This is a genomic window from Amycolatopsis sp. NPDC043887 (genome assembly GCF_056435665.1).
On the sequence record NZ_JBWKEB010000010.1, the window covers coordinates 275,525 to 291,063 of the forward strand.

The window sequence follows — 15,539 nt, forward strand, 5'->3', positions numbered from 1 at the left end:
GAGCGAGCGTTAAGCGGCGACCAGCCGACTTCCGGTGTCCACCGCGCCCACACAGACCAGCTCGGAGTTGGCGAGCGCGGTGCGGTGATAGCCGGTGAGGTCGATGCTCGGCGGGAGAACCTCGACGCCGGGCTCCTCGTCACCGAGCACGCGCAGGACGCGCTGCAGCTCGCCGGTCAGCCTCGGCAGGCCGTTCGTCGCCGTGACCAGGAGGACTCGTTTCGCCCCACCCTCGCCGACCACACCGAGGTGTCGCCAGCTTTGCCGCACTTCACCCACATCCGGCCGTCCCCGCAACGTCGCGTGGATCAATACGGACACAGAGTCGACGGAGTTCACCCATTCGGGCGCACTCTGCGTGAATGTGTACCTGGTCTCGGTGACGTCGTCTACCCCCAGGGTGGAACTCACCTGATGCCAGTCGGCTCCGTGCGGGATGAGTCCGGCGACTAGCAGGCGATACTCAGTCTGATCCAGGTCGATCCTGTGCTTAAGCAAAGACCTGGGCAGGGTGCGCGCGAGCGTGCCCATCGCGCCCTCGCCCAGCCAGTCACGGAACCGCCACAAGAGCTGGTCCGGCAGCCGTCCGGCCAGCCGGAGCAGGAGCTCGTGCGAGGACCGTTCGATGTCCGGGTCCATCACTTCACCTCCACGATCAGTTCGATCTCGACCGGCGCCCCGATCGGCAGCTCGGCGACCCCGACGGCCGAGCGGGCGTGGATACCCGCCTCGCCGAAGATCTCGCCGAGCAGCTCGGATGCCCCGTTGATCACCGCGGGCTGACCGGTGAAGCCCTCCGCGGACGCCACGAACCCGACGACCTTGACCACCCGCACGACGTTGTCGATGCCGACGACCGAGTCGACCGCGGCGAGGGCGTTGAGGATCGACGTCCGCGCGTACTGCTTCGCCTCTTCGGGGCTGACCTCGGCGCCGACCTTGCCGGTCGCTTCGAGCTCACCGGAGACGAAGGGCAGCTGCCCGGCCGTGTAGACGTGCGAACCCGTGCGGACGGCGGGCACGTAAGCCGCCAGCGGGGCGGCGACGGCTGGCAGCTCGATACCGAGCTCGGCGAGTCGATCGCTCCAGGTCATGACTTCAATCCCTCAGTTCTTCGCTCGTTTGAGGTAGGCGACGTGCTGCTCGCCGGTCGGGTTCGGGAGCACGGTGACGAGCTCCCAGCCGTCCTCACCCCACTGGTCGAGGATCTGCTTGGTGGCGTGGATCAACAGGGGGACGGTCGCGTACTCCCACTTGGTGGCGCTCATGCCCGGGAGCGTAGCCAAACCGGCAAGCGCGCCCGACACACATGCGGAAAACCCTCTCGCGACCGGTTCGCCGAATTCCCGCCGATGTGTTTCACTTCACACCTACTCGGGAGTAGATAGGACGCCGACATGCGGACGACGAAGTCCCTCGCCGCCACCTTCCTGGCCGCGGCCCTTGCCCTGATCTGCGCTTCACCGGCGAACGCCGACGAGGAACTCCCCGTCCCGTGGACCCTCGCCGCGGCACTGCCCGCGCAGGCGGCGAATCCCGGCGGCCCGCCGCCCGGCTCGAACGACTTCGGCTGCCGTCCGGGCGAGGCCCACCCGAATCCGGTGGTGCTCACCCACGGCCTGAGCGCCAACCAGACGGTGAACTGGCAGACGTTCGCCCCACTGCTCAAGAACAACGGGTACTGCGTCTTCTCCCTGACCTACGGGGTCCCCGGGAAGCCGCTGCCGGTCTACCAGCCCGGCGGCCTCCTGCCGATGGAGCAGAGCGCGAAGGAGCTTTCGGCGTTCGTCGACAAGGTGCTCGGCGCGACCGGCGCGGCCAAGGTGGACCTCCTCGGGCATTCCGAAGGCACGCTGATGCCTTCCTATTACGTGAAGTTCCTCGGCGGGGCGTCCAAAGTGGACAAGTACGTCAGCCTGACCCCGCTCTGGGACGGCACGACCCTGTTCGGCGCCTCGCGTCTCTACGCGCTCGCCGGCGCGCTGGGGCTCGCGACCGGCTTCAACGGCATCCTCGACCCGCTCTGCGGCTCCTGCCGCCAGTTCCTGCGCGGCTCGGAATTCCTCACGAAGCTGCGGTCGGGCAACGGCGTCTTCCAGCCGGGCGTGACCTACACGAACATCATGACCCGGTACGACGAGGCCGTCGTCCCGTACACGAGCGGGATGGGCAAGGGGCCGAACGTGAAGAACATCGTGCTTCAGGACAGTTGCGTGCTGGACCTGGCCGAGCACGCCGGGGTCGCCGCCGACCGCAACGCGGCCGGGCATGTCCTCAACGCGCTGGACCCTGCGCACGCGAAGCCGGTCCCCTGCGTGCCCGCGACCCCCATCGGGAGCTGACCGACCTGGCGTGCTCGAATCCCGAACTCGCGTGCTTGAAGACGGAACTCACGTGCTTGAGGGCGGAACTCGCGTGATCCGTCTTTAAGCACGCGAGTTCCGGGCTCAAGCACGCGAGTTCGGTGCCCGAGCACGCGTGTGACGCGCACTAGGCTGGGCCCGTGGAGACCTGGCGTGTGGTCGCGACCGTCCTGCTCGCCGCGGCCGGGCTGCCGCTGGTGCTGGTCCTGATGGCGAAGGCACGGGACCGCACGGACCGCTCGGCGACGGTCGCGATCACCGGCGCTGTGGCCTTGGTGGCCCTCCTGCTGCTCGGTGTGGTGATGCTCACGGTCCTGCCCGGCGCTCTGACCTGGGGCGTCGTCGCGGTGGTCGTGGCCGCGCTCGGCGTCATGATGCTGGCGAGCTGACCGCTCAATTAGGGTGGGGCCGGTGAGCACACCCCTTGCCGGCTGGACCGACGAACTCGCGAGAGCCAGGCTGCATTTCGTCACCGGTAAGGGCGGGACGGGCAAGACAACGCTCGCCGCCTCCCTCGGCCTCGCGCTCGCCAAGGGCGGACGCCGGGTGCTGCTGATCGAGGTCGAGGGCCGCCAGGGCATCGCCCAGCTCTTCGACACGGAGCCGCTGCCGTACGCCGAGCAGCGCATCGCGGCCGTTCCCGGCGGCGGCGAACTGCGCGCCCTGCACATCGACGTCGAGGCCGCGCTCCTCGAGTACTTCGAGATGTTCTACAACCTCGGCTTCGCGGGGCGGACGCTGCGGCGGATGGGCGCGATCGAGTTCGCGACCACGCTCGCGCCGGGTCTGCGCGACGTCCTGCTCACCGGGAAGATCAAGGAATGTGTCGGCCGCACCGAATCGGACGGCCGCCACACCTACGACGCCGTCGTCGTCGACTCGCCGCCCACCGGCCGGGTGGTGAAGTTCCTCGACGTCACCAAGGCACTGACCGATCTCGCCAAGACCGGCCCGATCCGCGGCCAGGCCGACGGGGTCGTGCGCCTGCTGCACTCCGGTGAGACCGCGGTCCACCTGGTGACGCTGCTGGAAGAGATGCCGGTGCGGGAGACCGTCGAAGCGGTCGCCGAACTCGACGGCGCCGACCTGCGCCCCGGCGCGGTCCTGGTCAACCGGGTTCGCCCGCCGCGGCTGCCCGCCCGTTCGGTGACCGCCGCCGCGGACGGCCGCGTCGACGCCTCGCGCGTCCGCGCCGGGCTCGCGTCGGCCGGGCTGAACCTGCCCGACAGCACCCTCGACGCGCTGGTCGAGGAAACCGTCGAGCACGCCGTGCGGGTCGCGGCCGAGCAACGCGCCCGCGAGCAACTGTCCGAAGCGGACTTGCCGGGTCTCGAACTGCCGGACCTGACCGACGGGGTCGACGTCGCGGCGCTCTACGACCTCGCCGAAGCGCTGACCGAGCAGGGGGTGCGCTGATGTCGGACGTCTTGGAGGTCGACAGGCTGATCGACGATCCGGAGAGCCGGGTCATCGTGTGCTGCGGGTCCGGCGGGGTCGGCAAGACGACCACCGCGGCGGCGCTGGCGTTGCGCGCGGCCGAACGCGGGCGGCAGACGGTGGTGCTCACCATCGACCCGGCCCGGCGGCTGGCGCAGGCGCTCGGCCTGCGGGAACTGGGCAACCACCCGAAGCAGGTGCGGGTCGAAGGCTTCGAGCCCAAGGGCGAGCTCTGGGCGATGATGCTCGACATGCGCCGCACCTTCGACGACATGGTGCGCGTGCACGCCGGCCCGGAACGCGCCGAGCAGCTGCTCCAGAACCCCTTCTACCAGACCATTTCCACTTCGTTCTCCGGAACGCAGGAGTACATGGCGATGGAGAAGCTGGGGCAGCTCGCGGCCACCGACGAGTGGGATCTGATCATCGTCGACACGCCGCCGAGCCGGTCCGCGCTGGACTTCCTCGACGCGCCGACGCGGCTTTCCAGCGCGCTCGACGGCCGGATGATCCGGCTGCTCACCGGTCCCGCCAAGGCGGGCGGCTGGGGCTTGCGCAAGGTCGTCAACGCCGGGTTCTCGATGTTCGCGAAGGCGGTCTCGACGATCATCGGCGGCCAGTTGCTGACCGATGCTTCGGCGTTCATGCAGGCCTTCGACAGCATGTTCGGCGGGTTCCGCGAACGCGCGCGCAAGACCTCCGAGCTGCTGCGGTCCGGCGGCACTTCTTTCCTTGTCGTGGCCGCGCCGGAGCCGGACGCGCTGCGCGAGGCGTCCTACTTCGTGGAGCGGCTCTCGGAAGAGAGCATGCCGCTGGCCGGGCTGGTCGCGAACCGGACGCACCCGGTGCTGGCGCCGTTGTCCAGTGCCGAAGCCATCGCCGCGGCCGAGCAGCTCGCGAAGGGCGAGGCCAGCGCTCCGCTGGCCGAAGCCGTCCTTCGCCTGCACGCGGACCGGGTCGCGCTGGCCGATCGAGAGACGCGGCTGCTCGCCAGGTTCACGCGGGCGCATCCCGAGGTCCCGCTGGTGCGGGTGCCCGCGCTCCCCAGTGACGTGCACGATCTCGAAGGCCTGCGCGACATCGGGACCAGGCTGGCCACCCAGTCCTGAGTTTCCGTGAAGGACCCCTTCCCTACCTTGGACTCAGGGAAGGGGTCCTTCACGAAACCATGATCACGAGACTCGGACGCGTACGTCTTCCTCTTCGTCGATCCCGGTGAAACTGCGCTTCGCCGCTTCAAGCAGGTCCGCCCAGCTGGAAACGTCCGGCCGCCGCCGCAGCAGCGCCCGCCGTTCCCGTTCGGTCATACCTCCCCAGATGCCGAAGTTGATCCGGCCATCGAGCGCTTCGGCGAGGCATTCCGTCCTGACCGGGCAACCGAGGCAGACCGCCTTGGCCCGGTTCTGTTCCGCCCCCCGGACGAACAAACCGTCCGGATCGGTGTCGCGGCACGACGCATTGACTCGCCAGCTCGACTGGTTGGTTTCCATACCCCCAGCTCCCTACCCTGGTGTTCGACACACCACGGGAGGACGAAAAGCCTGCGCTCCTGCCCCCATGAGCGTGTCTCCCTGTGTGCTCACGTCGGTTGAGCCGACACCTCCCCGGTGCCGGTGCCTCCGTTCGGCCGAATGCGACTGCCGCTCGCACTCACCCGTCTGTCGGCTTTTTCATACGTGAGACGTTGACGGACTGTAGGGGCCCTCGGTTCCCCCCGCCAAGCCCTAGAATGCCTGGCGTTACCGAACGTCACCTCATGGGGTCGATTTCGTGACCGAATCCCCACTTACAGCGAGGTGACGTCACGGTGGGCTAACGGGATCCGCGTACCCTGGTCCGCGTGCGCAAAACGGACGGTCTGCTGAAGCTCATTGGCCTGTGTGTGCTCGCGGGGGTGCTGGTCGCGGGGATGTTGTTCCCGGTGGCGGGCGCCGCGGGGGTGCTGTCGAACCAGGCGAGCGAGACCGTCGACAAGACATCTTCGGACCTGGCGGACATCCCGCCGCCGTTGGTGACGACGATCACCGACAACACCGGCAAGCAGATCGCGACGCTGTACAAGCAGTTCCGCATCCCGACGAGCGAGACCCAGATCAACGACGCCATGAAGTGGGCGCTGATCTCGGTCGAGGACAAGCGCTTCTACGAGCACAACGGGGTGGACTGGAAGGGCACGCTGCGCGCCGCGGTCAGCAACAGCACCGGCGGCGACACGCAGGGCGCGTCGACGCTGACCCAGCAATACGTCAAGAACTACCTGATCAACGTCGTCTACCGGGACGACAAGCCGGGGCAGAAGCGCGCACAGGAGCAGTCGGTCGCCCGGAAGCTGAAGGAAGCCCGGATCGCGATCCAGCTGGAAACCAAGCTGAACAAGATGCAGATCCTGACCGGCTACCTGAACGTCGTCGAGTTCTCGCGCGAGATCTACGGCGTCGGCGCGGCCGCGAACGCGTACTTCAACACGCCCGTCGAGAAGCTCACGGTGCCGCAGGCGGCGCTGCTGGCCGGTCTGGTGAACAACCCGATCGTCAACGACCCGTGGAAGAACCCGGCGAAGGCGACCGAGCGCCGCAACCTGGTGCTGGACCGCATGGTCGACAACCAGAAGCTCGCGAAGGTGGACGCGGAACGCTTCAAGGCCGAGCCGCTCGGCGTCGTCGAGGGCGGCCCGCAGAAGCCCGCTTCGAACTGCACCGGCGCCGGTCCGGAGAACGGTTTCTTCTGCCAGTACGTCGAGGACTACCTCCTCAAGTCCGGGATGACGAAGGACGACCTCTACACCGGCGGCTACCAGATCAAGACCACTTTGGACGAACGGGCGAACCACGAAGCCAAGATGTCGGCCGAAGCCCAGGTCAAGAAGACCCAGGACAACGTGGCGAACACGCTCTCGCTGGTGAAACCGGGCAAGCAGCGGCACGAAGTCGTGGCGCTGGCGGCGAACCGTGACTACGGGCTCCACGAAGACCAGGGGCAGACGACCTTCGCGTTGCCTTCCGGCGTCTACAACACGGGCGGCGCCGGCTCGGCGTACAAGGTCTTCACCGCCGCCGCGGCCTTGGAGGCCGGTGTGGCAGGGATCAACTCTCCCCTGCCGGTGCCCGACTTCTACACCTCCCACGTGTTCGCCGGTGGTGGGAACAAGTGCGCCCCGACCGGGCCGCCGTTGCGCTCGCGCTGGTACTGCCTCGGCAACGCGGGCGACTACAACCCGGCGGGCGGGACCATGTCACTGCAGCAGGCACTGGCGACCTCGCCGAACACCGCGTTCGTGGCACTGGAGGAGCGGGTCGGCAGCACCGGCCCGATCGTGGAGATGGCGCGCAAACTCGGCATGCGCGACACCATGGCCAGCAACCTCGGCGGTGGCGCCGTCGACCCGAAGTCCGACAATCCCGGCGTCAACGCCAGTCAGCTCCAGGCCTTCGGCCCGAGGCCCGGCTGGCCCGGAAACGCGTCGTTCACCCTCGGCCCCGCCCCGCTGAGCGGTCTGGAGCTGGCGAACGTCGGCGCCACGATCATGAGCGGCGGCGTCTGGTGCCCGCCGACCCCGCTGGCCGGTGTCACCGACCGGGACGGAAAGCCGGTACCCGTCAAGGAAGCCGCTTGCGAGCAGGTGGTGCCCGAAGGGCTCGCCAACACCCTCGCGGTCGGCATGAGCAGGGACAGTCAGCCCGGCGGGACGTCGTTCGGCGCCGCGAACGGTGCCCGGTGGAACCGGCCGGTGATGGGCAAGACCGGGACCACCCAGAGCAACGGCTCGGGGACGTACCTCGGGGCCACGCCGCAGCTCGCGGGCGCCGCGATGGTGTTCCGTCCGAAGGGTGGAAACGGCGGTCTCTGCTACCTCGGCCCGGGTAACGTGACCACTCGCGGCTGCGAAAACATGTTCGGCGGGAAGACGCCGGCGCAGACCTGGTTCGGGGCGATGTCGAAGATTCTCGAAGGCCAGGAACCGTTGCCGCTGCCGCAGCCGGACCCGAAGTACATGGGCGGCGGACGCTGATCCGCAACGGCCGCGTTCACCAGCGCAAATCACGATGAGTCACACAAATCTAACTTTGAGTGAGCGGCTGGCGGCCTAACGGGGAACAGTGGTCGACGAGATCATGTCGGTTGATCGCGACACCCCGCGCCGACCACGGAAGGTGAAGAAAAGAGGCCATTCCAGCGATTTACCGAGATCGCCGGAATGGGGGCGAACGGTCACCACCGAAGAGCACGTAAACTGGACATTGTGAGCACGCTCAGTAACGAAAACACTTCGGGGGCGACGGTACGGCGCTTGGCCGTGGGAACCGTCGCCCTGGGAGCCGCGACCCTCGGTTACGCGGTCGGAATCGAAAGGCGCCGGTGGACGCTTCGCACCGCGGAGCTCCCGGTCCTCGCGGCAGGGGCGAAACCCTTCACGATCCTCCACATCTCGGACCTGCACATGCTGCCCGGTCACGTGAGCAAGCAACGCTGGGTAGCGGCGCTCGACGAACTCGAACCGGACCTCGTCGTCAACACCGGTGACAACCTGTCACATCATCAGGCCGTCCCGTCCGTACTGCGCGCGCTCGGCCCCCTGCTCGACCGGCCCGGCGTGTTCATCTTCGGGAGCAACGACTACTACGCGCCGAAACCGAAGAACCCCGCGCGCTACCTCATGCCGAAGGGCAAGAAGAAGCGCATCCACGGCGAGCACCTGCCATGGCGCGACCTCCGCGCGGCCTTCGTCGAACACGGCTGGCACGACCTCACCCACGTCCGCCGCACCATCGAGGTCGCCGACCAGTACGTGTTCACCGCCGGCGTCGACGACGCGCATCTCCACCGCGACCGCTATGCCGACATCGCCGGCCCGGTGGACACCGCGGCCGCCGTACGCATCGGCGTCACGCATTCGCCGGAGCCCCGCGTTCTCGACGAGTTCGCCGGCGACGGCTACGACCTCGTCCTCGCGGGGCACACCCACGGCGGGCAACTCCGCGTCCCCGGCTACGGCGCGCTCGTCACCAACTGCGAACTCGACCGCACCCGCGCCCGCGGTGCGTCCCGATGGGGCGCCCAGATGTGGCTTCACGTCTCCGCCGGGCTCGGCACCTCGCCGTACGCTCCCGCGCGCTTCGCGTGCCCTCCCGAAGCGAGCCTGCTGACCCTCGTCCCACGGGGTACGACCAGCGACAATCACCGGAACGCGGCCCCCCGCAAAGCCCGGAACACCGTCCGCTAGACTTCTCCACGACCCGTTAAGCAGTACCCCGGGGTGTGGCGCAGCTTGGTAGCGTGCCTCGTTCGGGTCGAGGAGGTCGTGGGTTCGAATCCCGCCACCCCGACGTTGGATCGAAAGAGCCTTGCTCGCTTTGGCGAGCAAGGCTCTTTCGCGTTGCGGGACCCCAGAGGTGTCCTGAAGGTTCCTTTGAGACGCTCGATGTCCCAAAGGCCCCCTTCAGGACACGCATCACCGGCGCACCAGAAGGCCCACGCGAAAGGCGCCGACCACCGGCCAGCCCCCGCCACTCCCAGGGGGCGACCCCGAGGCCAGTCTATCGGCGAGGGGCGTCGGGGCTGGCCGAAAGAGGGGGCGGCGGGGCTGGTTGCCCACAACGGTGAGCGTCTGTGGACAGCCGAGGGCGCGCCGAGGCCCAAGGGTTCCCAATGTGGCATTGGGGACACTCAACGTCCCCTGTGCCACATTGGGGACACCAGAGAGGGAGGCACCGAAAAGGCCTCAGCGGGTGGCGAGGAGCTCGGTCCAGCACTGGGCGAAATCCCCATCGCCCGAGCGCGCCCACGACCAGGCCGAGCGGGCCGCCGAAGCGAGTTGATCGCGGTCCGGGGTCGTCGCGGTTTCCAGCGCCGTCACCAGCCGCGCCTCCACGGAGGTCGCCAGCGCCCGGTATGTCGTGTCCGTGCGGTAGCGGATTTTCGTTCGCACGTCGGTGAAACCGGCGGCCGTGACCGCGGCGGGCAGCGAGCGTCCGGCGAACGGGTCACCGCCCGCGCGGCGGCACAGCAGATAGTGACCGCGGAGGGCGGCGTCGACGTTCGCCGTCTTCGGCCGCAGCCGAGCCCGGCTCCAGTCCGATGTGGACAGTGCGAGCGTGCCGCCCGGTTTGAGGATCCGCCGGAGCTCCGCCAGCGCGGCGCCCGGCTCCTTCAGATGTTCGAAGACGGCGTGCGCGAAGACCACGTCCACCGAAGCCTCGGCGAACGGCAGCGCGCACGCCTCCGCCACCAAAAAGTCCACTGTGGACTTTCTGTGCCCGTTGTCGATACCGAGGGTGATCGAACCCGGCCCGCAGCCGACGTCGACGCACCCCATCCCCGGTCCGAACAGCGGTTGCGCGAACACGGCCCGCTCGACCGCCTGACGCGCGAACCGCGCGGACACCGCGGCGCGCGGCGCGTTTCCCTCCAGCACCCCGCACACAGTACGGCTCCGGAGTGGCAGGATCGAGGGGTGAGCACGCAGCCAGGCACTGAATATCCGTCCGCGGTGGTCCCGGACCGCCTGTTCGACGACGCCGAAGCCGAGGCCAGGTGGCGGGCCCGCTTCCGCGCGCCGCGCATCTCGGTGCCCGAATGGGCCATCGACGCCCCGGACGCCAACGTCTACGTTTCCAACGCCAGCGGCGTGTGGGAGGTCTACTCCTGGGACCGGTCGACCGGTGAGCACCGCCGCGTCACCGACCGGCCCAACGGCACCATGCACACGACCCCATCCCCCGACGGCCGCTGGATCTGGTGGTTCAACGACACCGACGGCGACGAATTCGGCTCCTGGGTCCGCGAACCGTTCGCGCCGGGGGCAGCCGCCGAGCGCGCGGTGCCGGGCGTCCACGACGGCTACCCAGCCGGGCTCGAAATCGGCACCAAGGTGGTCGCCGTCGGCGTCTCGACCGACGACGGCAGCGAGCTCTTCGCCCATATCGACGGCGAAACCGCGTCCTTCTACAAGCACGAGGACGACGCCGGGGTCGCGTCACTGTCCCGCGACGAGTCGCTGCTCGTGATCTCCCACTCCGAGCACGGTGATTCACGACACCCCGCGCTTCGCGTCCTGTCGACCGACGGCTTCACGACGGTCGCCGACAAATGGGACGGCGAGGGCAAGGGCCTCGGCGCGCTGGAGTTCTCCCCGGTCGCGGGCGACCAGCGGTTGCTGGTGCTGCACGAGCGGCGCGGTCGCGAAGAGCTCCTGATCTGGGACACCGCCGCGGACACCGAGCAGGAGATCGAGCTGGACCTGCCCGGCGAGGTGGTCGCGGGCTGGTACCAGGACGCGCGGGCGCTGCTGGTCGTCCACTTCCACCAAGGCCGCAGTTCCCTCCACCACTACGACCTCGCCAGTGGCGAATTGTCCTCTTTGGACACCCCACCCGGCCGGATCGGCGGCGCGGGAGTGCGGCCCGACGGCATCGTCGAGTACTCGTGGTCCAGTGCCGCGCAGCCGCCGTCCGTGCGCGCACGGACGGCGGACGGCGAAGACTCGGTGCTCCTCGAACCGCCGGGCGAGCGCGCCCCGGGATCGGCACCGGTCACCGACGCGTTCGTCGACGGGATCGGCGGGCGGATCCACGCACTCGTCTCGCGCCCGGCCGACGCGCCGGAAGGTCCGCTGCCCACGGTCTTCTCCTTGCACGGCGGGCCGCATTCGGCCGACGAGGACCGCTTCTCCGCGTACCGCGCCGTGTGGCTCGACGCGGGATTCGCCGTCGTCGAGGTCAACTACCGCGGTTCGACCGGCTACGGCTCGGCCTGGCGTGACGCCATCGAAGGCCGTCCCGGCCTGACCGAACTCGAAGACGTCGCCGCCGTACACGACTGGGCCGTCCAAAGTGGACTTTCGGATCCGGCCAAATGCGTGGTGAACGGCGCTTCGTGGGGCGGGTACCTGAGCCTGCTGGCTCTGGGCACCCAGCCGGCGCGCTGGGCGGCGGGGATCGCCGGAGTGCCTGTCGCGGACTACGTCGCCGCGTACGAGGACGAGATGGAGCAGCTCCGCTCGTTCGACAGGGCGCTGTTCGGCGGTTCGCCGGAGACGGTGCCGGCGGTGTACCGCGAATGCTCGCCGATCACCTACGTCGAAGCCGTGACGGCGCCGGTGCTGGTGCTCGCCGGGGACAACGACCCGCGCTGCCCGATCCGGCAGGTCGAGAACTACCTCGACAGGCTCGCGAAGCGGGAGATCCCGTTCGAGTTCTACCGGTTCGACGCGGGCCACGGGTCGCTGGTGATCGCCGAGACGATCAAGCAGACCGCGATCGAGGTGTTCTTCGCGCTGCGGGCGGTCGGGCTTCGCTGACCCCGGCGAGCGAGGTCAGTGCTCGGAGAAGAGAGTCCCGCCGGACGCCCAGTGTTCGGCGGGAATCTCGTTGATCGTCACCCAGACGCCTTCGGCTTTGCCGCCGCAGGTGCGGACGAAGGCGTCGGTCACCTCGCGCACGAGGGCCTGCTTCTGTTCGGCCGTGCGGCCGGGGAACATCGAAACACTGATCATCGGCATGAACGGACTCTAGAGCCCGCGATCGTGCTTCCGCAGACGGTCGACGGCGTAGGCGTCGCCCTCGAAGGTGAGACGGACGGCGTCGCGGCCGAAGACGAACAGCAGCAGTTCGAGCGGCGAGCCGATCACGGTCACCGTGTCCGGGCCTTCCTTCACCCGCGCTTCGCGGCCTTCGGGGGTCTTCAGGATCACGCCGACCGGTGATTTCCGCAGGTTCAGCTTCGAGGCCTGCTTCGCCGACTTCCAGGCAGCCGCATCCCGCGCGGAGTCCGCCGGACGCGGTTCCCAGCCGGGCTGTCCGCGCCGGACATCCTCGTGGTGGATCAGGAATTCCGCGCTGTTCGCCAGCTCGTCGAGCGCGGCGATCGACGTCGGCCAGTACCAGGCGGGGCCGGACCGGACCTTGCCGACGACCTCGGACCAGGGTCGCGCGGCGTAGGAGTCCTGCACTCGCTGGGTGTACGACGCCAGCGCAGGGACCAGAATGCCGGGCGCCGCGTCGGGCCGCCGCTCGCGGACCAGCAGATGCGCCGCGAGATCCCGCGTCTTCCAGCCCGCGCACAGGGTCGGCGCGTCCGGGCCGACCTCTTCGAAAAGCTCGCTCAACGCACGACGTTCGTCTCCGGCGACTCCCATACCCCACGACGTTACGCGCCGGTAGGGCGCGGGGAAATCCGGCGTGACGCAGGGCACCCGGCTCAGTGATGGAACGCGGTCCGCGGTCGCGGGCCGTGATCGAGCTCGGGCAGCAGCCGCCGGAGATCGGCGAGCAGCAGATCGGCGAGGTCGTGCGTGAAACCGTTGCGCACCACGATCCTCAGCACCGCGAGATCGGTCCGGTTGTCCGGGAACGTGTACGCCGGGACAAGCCAGCCACGCTCACGAAGCCGCCGTGACACGTCGAAGACGTCGAAGCCCTCTACATCCGCCTTCGTCGTGAAGGCGAACACGGGCAGCTGATCGCCTCGCGTCAGCAGTTGGAAGGGGCCCAGTCCGGCGATCCCGTCCGCCAGCTGGGTCGCGACGTCACGCGAAGCCTGTTGCACGGCACGGAAACCTTCGCGGCCGAGCCGGACGAACGTGTAGTACTGCGCGGCCACCTCGGCGCCGGGACGGGAGAAGTTCAAGGCGAAAGTCGGCATGTCTCCACCGAGGTAGTTGACGTTGAAGACGAGTTCTGCCGGCAACGCCTCCTTGTCGCGCCACACCACCCAGCCGACGCCGGGGTAGACCAGGCCGTACTTGTGCCCGGAGGTGTTGATCGACGCCACCCTCGGCAGGCGGAAATCCCAGCTCAGCCCGGGGTCGAGGAACGGCGCGATCATCGCGCCCGAAGCGCCGTCGACGTGCACCGGGATGTCCCAGCCGGAGCGTTCCGCCAGGCCGTCGAGCGCGGCCGCGATCTCGGCGACCGGCTCGTAGCTGCCGTCGAACGTGGACCCGAGGATCGCGACGACGCCGATCGTGTTCTCGTCGCAGCGGGCGATCGCCTCGTCGGCGGTGAGGTGGAAACGGTCGCCGTCCATCGGCACCAGCCGCGGCTCGACCTCCCAGTATTCGCAGAACTTCTCCCAGCAGACCTGGACGTTCGCGCCCATCACCAGATTCGGCTTCCCGGTGCGGCCCAGTTTCGACCAGCGGCGTTTCAGCGCCATCCCGGCGAGCATGCAGGCTTCCGACGAACCGGTCGTGGAGCAGCCCATGATCGCGGCGGGATCAGGCGCGTGCCACAGATCTGCGAGGATGTTCACGCAGCGCCGTTCGAGTTCCGCGGTCTGCGGGTACTCGTCCTTGTCGATCATGTTCTTGTCGACGCATTCGGCCATCAGCTCGCGGGCCTGCGGCTCCATCCACGTGGTGACGAACGTGGCGAGGTTCAGCCGGGCATTGCCGTCGAGCATCAGCTCGTCGCGCACCAGCTGGAGCGCGGCGTCGGGCGGGAGCGGGTCCTCGGCGAGGCTGTCGTGCGGGAGGCGGATGTTCGCGGCGAGCGCGGGATACGCGCCGGCGTGCAGCGGGTTGGCCCCGCCCTTGCGGTCCGGATCGGACGCGGTTCCCTTGTGCAGCACCATGGATCGAACGTAGCCCGGCAGCGTGGAACCGGCACTCGGACTCACCCTCCGCCAAGTGCAATGAAGGGGCCTTTCATAGCAAATTTTGCTATGAAAGGCCCCTTCATTGCACGCGAGAGCGGCGAGAGAGGTCAGGTCAGGCCTGCTGCGCCTGCCACATCCAGTGCGCCTTTTCGAGTTCCTGGGTGATCTCGATGAGGAGATCCTGCGTGACCAGGTCGCTCTTGTCGGTCTCGTCGATGCGCTTGCGCAGCCGCTCGATCAGCGCCGCGAGGATGTCGACGATCGCGGCGACCGTGGACTCGACGGACTGCCAGTTGTCGGGGTAGTCCGGCAGTCCGGAGCTCTCCACGACGGCCTTCGCCTGGCCGTTCGGCGAGATGCCGATGGCGTTGGCGCGCTCGGCGACCTCGTCGACGTACTGGCGCGCGGTGGCGACCAGCTCGTCGAGCTGCAGGTGCGCGCTGCGGAAGTTCGCGCCGACGACGTTCCAGTGAGCCTGCTTCGCGATCAGCGACAGATCCACCAGATCGACCAGAGTGGCCTGCAAGGCGTTACCGGTGATCTCCTTGTCGGCGTCGCTCAGCGGACTCTTGATCGGAGACTTGCCCATCTTCGGTCTTCCTTTCGGAAATCAGTCGGTTCGGGAATGGACCTCTGCCGCGGACGGGATCAGACCGTCGCGGACAGTACGACCTCGATGTTGCCGCGGGTCGCGTTCGAGTAGGGGCACACCTGGTGCGCCTGCTCGACGAGCTGATCGGCCTGCGCCTGCTCCAGGCCGGGCAGCGAAACCTTGAGCGCCACGCCGAGACCGAAGCCCTCGCCCTGCTTGAGCACGCTGACCTCGGCGGTCACGGTGGAGCCGTCCAGCGTCACCTTCGCCTGGCGCGCGACGAGCTGCAACGCGGAGTGGAAGCAGGCGGAATAGCCGGCGGCGAAGAGCTGCTCGGGGTTGGTCTTGTCCCCGCCCGGCCCGCCCATCTCCTTCGGGATCGCCAGCGACTCGTCGATGACGCCGTCAGAGGACGTGACCTCACCGTTGCGGCCGTCGCCGCGAGCGGTGGCCACAGCGGTGTACAGAGCCTCAGCCATTCTTCGCCTACCTCCTGGTCTCAAGACACGCCCCGTTGAGCGTCTCTTCGGTGTCAACATCCCGCAACCGCGAAA

Annotated in this window: 17 protein-coding genes and 1 tRNA gene; 8 read left to right on the forward strand and 10 right to left on the reverse strand. The window is 68.6% G+C overall.

The annotated features are described in order from the left end of the window. Positions 1 to 9 precede the first annotated feature (9 nt). The 3 genes from AC069H_RS27025 to AC069H_RS27035 are packed head-to-tail and all read right to left on the reverse strand — an operon-like array spanning position 10 to position 1,268. Positions 10 to 639, reverse strand: coding sequence for a hypothetical protein (locus tag AC069H_RS27025; protein ID WP_016337887.1), 630 nt, complete (start codon positions 637 to 639; stop codon positions 10 to 12). Continuing rightward, positions 639 to 1,094: a RidA family protein gene (locus tag AC069H_RS27030; RefSeq protein ID WP_125679755.1), complete on the reverse strand. Its 456-nt coding sequence runs from the start codon at positions 1,092 to 1,094 to the stop codon at positions 639 to 641. Before AC069H_RS27030 ends, AC069H_RS27025 begins: the two co-directional genes overlap by 1 nt. Before the next feature lie 12 nt (positions 1,095 to 1,106). Next, positions 1,107 to 1,268 (reverse strand): Sp36 family protein, encoded by a 162-nt coding sequence (locus tag AC069H_RS27035; protein WP_005166970.1) that lies wholly within the window; start codon positions 1,266 to 1,268, stop codon positions 1,107 to 1,109. A 129-nt stretch (positions 1,269 to 1,397) separates the two neighbouring features. On the opposite strand from AC069H_RS27035, the gene AC069H_RS27040 reads away from it, so the two are divergent. The 4 genes from AC069H_RS27040 to bagB all read left to right on the forward strand — a co-directional run bounded on the left by AC069H_RS27040 (position 1,398) and on the right by bagB (position 4,909). Then, the gene (locus tag AC069H_RS27040) at positions 1,398 to 2,342 is read left to right on the forward strand and encodes an esterase/lipase family protein (protein WP_478234226.1); all 945 of its coding nucleotides are present in this window, start codon (positions 1,398 to 1,400) and stop codon (positions 2,340 to 2,342) included. A gap of 161 nt (positions 2,343 to 2,503) precedes the next feature. Continuing rightward, positions 2,504 to 2,752 carry a hypothetical protein gene (locus tag AC069H_RS27045; RefSeq protein WP_478234227.1) on the forward strand — a complete coding sequence of 83 codons (249 nt, stop codon included), beginning with the start codon at positions 2,504 to 2,506 and terminating at the stop codon, positions 2,750 to 2,752. A gap of 22 nt (positions 2,753 to 2,774) precedes the next feature. Then, positions 2,775 to 3,779, forward strand: coding sequence for an ATPase BagA (gene bagA / locus AC069H_RS27050; RefSeq protein WP_005166973.1), 1,005 nt, complete (start codon positions 2,775 to 2,777; stop codon positions 3,777 to 3,779). Next, positions 3,779 to 4,909, forward strand: coding sequence for an ATPase BagB (gene bagB / locus AC069H_RS27055; RefSeq protein ID WP_478234228.1), 1,131 nt, complete (start codon positions 3,779 to 3,781; stop codon positions 4,907 to 4,909). Before bagA ends, bagB begins: the two co-directional genes overlap by 1 nt. Positions 4,910 to 4,972: 63 nt before the next feature. Here bagB and AC069H_RS27060 read toward each other — a convergent pair whose 3' ends face one another. Beyond that, positions 4,973 to 5,290, reverse strand: coding sequence for a WhiB family transcriptional regulator (locus AC069H_RS27060; protein ID WP_005166974.1), 318 nt, complete (start codon positions 5,288 to 5,290; stop codon positions 4,973 to 4,975). A 350-nt stretch (positions 5,291 to 5,640) separates the two neighbouring features. Here AC069H_RS27060 and AC069H_RS27065 point away from each other — a divergent pair, with 350 nt between their 5' ends. The 3 genes from AC069H_RS27065 to AC069H_RS27075 all read left to right on the forward strand — a co-directional run bounded on the left by AC069H_RS27065 (position 5,641) and on the right by AC069H_RS27075 (position 9,124). After that, the gene (locus AC069H_RS27065) at positions 5,641 to 7,809 is read left to right on the forward strand and encodes a transglycosylase domain-containing protein (RefSeq protein ID WP_478234229.1); all 2,169 of its coding nucleotides are present in this window, start codon (positions 5,641 to 5,643) and stop codon (positions 7,807 to 7,809) included. Positions 7,810 to 8,094: 285 nt separating this feature from the next. Then, positions 8,095 to 9,021 carry a metallophosphoesterase gene (locus AC069H_RS27070; RefSeq protein WP_478234282.1) on the forward strand — a complete coding sequence of 309 codons (927 nt, stop codon included), beginning with the start codon at positions 8,095 to 8,097 and terminating at the stop codon, positions 9,019 to 9,021. A 29-nt stretch (positions 9,022 to 9,050) separates the two neighbouring features. Continuing rightward, a tRNA-Pro gene (locus AC069H_RS27075) sits at positions 9,051 to 9,124 on the forward strand. Positions 9,125 to 9,519: 395 nt separating this feature from the next. Here AC069H_RS27075 and AC069H_RS27080 read toward each other — a convergent pair. Beyond that, positions 9,520 to 10,212 carry a class I SAM-dependent methyltransferase gene (locus tag AC069H_RS27080; RefSeq protein ID WP_478224344.1) on the reverse strand — a complete coding sequence of 231 codons (693 nt, stop codon included), beginning with the start codon at positions 10,210 to 10,212 and terminating at the stop codon, positions 9,520 to 9,522. 39 nt (positions 10,213 to 10,251) lie between these two features. Here AC069H_RS27080 and AC069H_RS27085 point away from each other — a divergent pair, with 39 nt between their 5' ends. Next, positions 10,252 to 12,096, forward strand: coding sequence for a S9 family peptidase (locus AC069H_RS27085; protein ID WP_478234230.1), 1,845 nt, complete (start codon positions 10,252 to 10,254; stop codon positions 12,094 to 12,096). 15 nt (positions 12,097 to 12,111) lie between these two features. On the opposite strand, the gene AC069H_RS27090 is transcribed toward AC069H_RS27085, so the two are convergent. The 5 genes from AC069H_RS27090 to AC069H_RS27110 form a co-directional block, all read right to left on the reverse strand. After that, positions 12,112 to 12,297: a 2-hydroxymuconate tautomerase gene (locus tag AC069H_RS27090; protein ID WP_478234231.1), complete on the reverse strand. Its 186-nt coding sequence runs from the start codon at positions 12,295 to 12,297 to the stop codon at positions 12,112 to 12,114. A 9-nt stretch (positions 12,298 to 12,306) separates the two neighbouring features. Continuing rightward, positions 12,307 to 12,933, reverse strand: a complete 627-nt coding sequence (locus tag AC069H_RS27095) for a TIGR03085 family metal-binding protein (protein WP_478234232.1) — start codon at positions 12,931 to 12,933, stop codon at positions 12,307 to 12,309. Between the two features lie 62 nt (positions 12,934 to 12,995). Beyond that, complete coding sequence (gene gad, locus AC069H_RS27100) at positions 12,996 to 14,369, reverse strand: glutamate decarboxylase (protein WP_478234233.1); 1,374 nt, start codon at positions 14,367 to 14,369, stop codon at positions 12,996 to 12,998. A gap of 136 nt (positions 14,370 to 14,505) precedes the next feature. Further along, entirely contained in the window at positions 14,506 to 14,982 is a 477-nt protein-coding gene (locus AC069H_RS27105) for a Dps family protein (protein WP_034314675.1), read from the reverse strand. A gap of 59 nt (positions 14,983 to 15,041) precedes the next feature. Next, complete coding sequence (locus tag AC069H_RS27110; RefSeq protein WP_478224340.1) at positions 15,042 to 15,464, reverse strand: organic hydroperoxide resistance protein; 423 nt, start codon at positions 15,462 to 15,464, stop codon at positions 15,042 to 15,044. Positions 15,465 to 15,539: the final 75 nt, after the last annotated feature.

Excerpts from the sequence above, each read along its gene's own strand:
- gad (WP_478234233.1), bottom strand. The coding sequence starts at position 14,369 with ATGGTGCTGCACAAGGGAACCGCGTCCGATCCGGACCGCAAGGGCGGG.
- AC069H_RS27105 (WP_034314675.1), bottom strand. The coding sequence starts at position 14,982 with ATGGGCAAGTCTCCGATCAAGAGTCCGCTGAGCGACGCCGACAAGGAG.
- AC069H_RS27025 (WP_016337887.1), bottom strand. The coding sequence starts at position 639 with ATGGACCCGGACATCGAACGGTCCTCGCACGAGCTCCTGCTCCGGCTG.
- AC069H_RS27060 (WP_005166974.1), bottom strand. The coding sequence starts at position 5,290 with ATGGAAACCAACCAGTCGAGCTGGCGAGTCAATGCGTCGTGCCGCGAC.
- AC069H_RS27090 (WP_478234231.1), bottom strand. The coding sequence starts at position 12,297 with ATGCCGATGATCAGTGTTTCGATGTTCCCCGGCCGCACGGCCGAACAG.
- AC069H_RS27035 (WP_005166970.1), bottom strand. The coding sequence starts at position 1,268 with ATGAGCGCCACCAAGTGGGAGTACGCGACCGTCCCCCTGTTGATCCAC.
- bagB (WP_478234228.1), top strand. The coding sequence starts at position 3,779 with ATGTCGGACGTCTTGGAGGTCGACAGGCTGATCGACGATCCGGAGAGC.
- AC069H_RS27040 (WP_478234226.1), top strand. The coding sequence starts at position 1,398 with ATGCGGACGACGAAGTCCCTCGCCGCCACCTTCCTGGCCGCGGCCCTT.
- AC069H_RS27110 (WP_478224340.1), bottom strand. The coding sequence starts at position 15,464 with ATGGCTGAGGCTCTGTACACCGCTGTGGCCACCGCTCGCGGCGACGGC.
- AC069H_RS27030 (WP_125679755.1), bottom strand. The coding sequence starts at position 1,094 with ATGACCTGGAGCGATCGACTCGCCGAGCTCGGTATCGAGCTGCCAGCC.
- AC069H_RS27095 (WP_478234232.1), bottom strand. The coding sequence starts at position 12,933 with ATGGGAGTCGCCGGAGACGAACGTCGTGCGTTGAGCGAGCTTTTCGAA.